Source organism: Trebonia sp. (genome assembly GCF_049794275.1).
Classification (GTDB): Bacteria; Actinomycetota; Actinomycetes; order Streptosporangiales; family Streptosporangiaceae; genus Trebonia.
The window spans coordinates 1-2,466 of record NZ_JBARCR010000484.1 but is presented as its reverse complement, the minus strand read 5'-3'; the positions used below and the strand labels follow the sequence as shown (position 1 = coordinate 2,466).

The following is a 2,466-nucleotide window of genomic DNA, read 5'->3' as shown; positions in this document are numbered from 1 at the left end:
GCAGAGCGCCGCGCGCACCGCCGCCCAGACCGCGACAACGGCCGCACAGGCGGCCGCGCAGGGAATGAACATCGCCGCTCAGACGGCGGCGGCGAATGTCAGCCAGGGCGCCAGGCAGGGCGTGCACACCGCCCGCACCTGGACCGCCCCCCGGCTGGAAAGCGCCGCCGACTACGTCACGGCGACCGCGGCTCCGAAGGTTTCTTCGGCACTGCGGAGCACGGCCCAGCAGGTCAGGGTCACGCCGCCGGATCCGCCCCGAAGGAGCATGCGGTCGGTACTAGCCTGGACGCTTCTCGGCGCGGGCATCGCCGCCGCGCTCGGCGCGGCCGGCGCGGTGATCCGGCAGCGCTACCAGAACGCGATGGCCGCCGACACCGAGGTGGACGAGACCGGAGAGACGCCGGCCCCGGCCGACGCCGCCAAGACGGACTCGGCGCCCGAGGCCGGGACCAGCACCGATGCGGGGGTAAACGGCCGAGTTTCCGCGTCCGGCCTCTAACGTCAGCACCGCAGCTGGCCTTAACCGATTCTGAAGTCACGATCGGATACGGTCTGTTCGTCGGCTAGGTGTGCAGAACCAGTCTCTCGCCGACGTTCGCACACACCTGCGGAGTGAACACCGTGAGTGACCGGGACTTGCGAGCCCCCGGGGTAACCCGGGGGCTCGTCTGGACCGCGGCGGCCTGCATCACTGTTTCGCTTCTCGTGATGATCGGCATTGCCGTCGCGGGACCTTCTATCAGCGTGCCAGAAATGGCGCACACGTCGGGCGGACCGCCCTGGTGGGCGTCGCTTGGCCTGCCAGACGACTTTGTGCTGTTCACGCTCTGGGCAGCGGCGATCCTGGCCGCCGTCGGAGTGGGCGCCGGCCTGCTCGCCGTCGCGCGCGGCGCGCGGCCGCCAGTGAAACCGCTGCTCGCCGCCTCGTTCATCGCCATCGCCGTGTTCACCGTCCTCGCGCCGGCCGGCACCACAGACACCCAGTCGTACGCGATCGACGGCAACATGGTGGTTCTCGGCCACAGCCCGTACGTCGACACGCCGCTGCAGATGGTGGCGCTCGGCGACAAGCTGGCCATCAACAGTCCGGGCACCTGGGCACATTCACTGTCGGACTACGGGCCGGTCGCCACCGCCGAGGAGTGGGTCTCCGCCGAGCTCGGCGGCGCCTCGATGGCCGCGATCACGTTCTGGCTGAAGCTGTGGGTAGCGATCGCCTTCGGCGCTGTCGTGCTGATGCTGGACCGGCTGTGCCGCGGCGACCCGGCGATGCGATTGCGCGCACACCTGCTCTGGTCGGTGAACCCGCTGCTGCTGTGGGAGATCGTGGCCAGCGGGCACATCGACGGGCTGGCGGCCGCTTTCGGCCTGGCCGGCGTGGCGCTCCTGTGGTTCCGGCCGCCGGACATCAGCCCCGTGCTGTGGCGCTGCCTGGCGGCCGGGGCGCTGCTCGGCGCCGCCGCCGCCGTAAAATCCCCGTTCGCGCTGTTCGCTGTCGGCGCGCTGTGGGCGGTGCGCAGGTCGCCGGCCGCGATCGGGACCGTCATCGCCGGATGGGTAGCGGTCGTTGTCCCTTCGTACGTGATCGCGGGGGGGCCCGCGGTCAGGGTGCTCTTCCAGCGCGGCAACCAGGTCACGTGGGACAACCTCTACCAGGTGTTCTACCGGCCGTTCGGCGCCGCGGGCCCGTTCGGCGTAACCTGGACGCCCACGCACCTGACCACGATCGCGATCGCCTGCTGCGTCATCGTCGCGCTGCTCGCGTTCTTCCGGCTGCCTGACGCCGTGCCAGGACGGCCCGCCGTGACCCCGGCACTGGCCCTGAGCTTGGCCTGGATCTTCTTCTGGCCATTCCAGCGCCCGTGGTACGACGTCATGGTCATCGTGCTGCTCGCGCTCTACCCCAGGTCGCGGCTTGACTGGCTGGTCCTGGTCCGGCTGTGCTTCGGCGCCATCACCTACATGGAGTCCGCGATAGTGCCGCACTCCGAGTGGGTGGAGCAGGTGCAGTTGTTCCAGGGCGAGTGGATCACCCCCACCGTCCGGCTGCTCACCGCGGCGGCGCTGGTCTGGATGTGCCTGACAGGACGCTGGGGACTGGCGCCGACCGAGGCGAGAGCGGACGTCAGGCCGCCGGTCCTGCAGCCCCAGACCTGAACCTGAACCCACGGCTGTGGATAACCGTGTGCGCACCGCTGTGCATAACTCTGTGGATAACTAATTCCTGGCGCGGTTCAGGTACTGCACAGGCCAGCTGCAGTCGATGAACTCGCCGAGCAGCGGGGCCAGCGGCCCGGCGCTCTCGATGGCCGACGGGCGTGCCACGCCGAACGCCGTCGCCTCCGTCACAGGGCCGGCCAGCAGCCACTCGGGTTCGTCCACCGGGCACAGCCACTGGTCGCAGTCGGTCCTGGCGCGGATCGCCGCCTGGGCGTGGCGGGCGAGTGCGCCCGGGTTCGGCAG

General features: G+C 70.4%; 3 protein-coding genes. 2 read left to right on the top strand and 1 reads right to left on the bottom strand.

The window, feature by feature from the left end; all coding sequences use genetic code 11:
• Both WA805_RS13250 and WA805_RS13245 read left to right on the top strand, forming a co-directional pair.
• Window positions 1-502: hypothetical protein (locus WA805_RS13250; protein ID WP_425242477.1), on the top strand; the 502-nt coding region annotated here is incomplete at its 5' end.
• 254 nt (window positions 503-756) lie between these two features.
• On the top strand, window positions 757-2,160 hold the full coding sequence (locus WA805_RS13245; protein WP_422339201.1) for a hypothetical protein: 1,404 nt from the start codon (window positions 757-759) through the stop codon (window positions 2,158-2,160).
• A 60-nt stretch (window positions 2,161-2,220) separates the two neighbouring features.
• Here the strand turns inward: WA805_RS13245 and WA805_RS13240 are convergent.
• Window positions 2,221-2,466: hypothetical protein (locus tag WA805_RS13240; protein WP_425242476.1), on the bottom strand; the 246-nt coding region annotated here is incomplete at its 5' end.

Coding starts and splice junctions, on each gene's coding strand:
- WA805_RS13245 (WP_422339201.1), top strand. CDS start 757: ATGGCGCACACGTCGGGCGGACCGCCCTGGTGGGCGTCGCTTGGCCTG.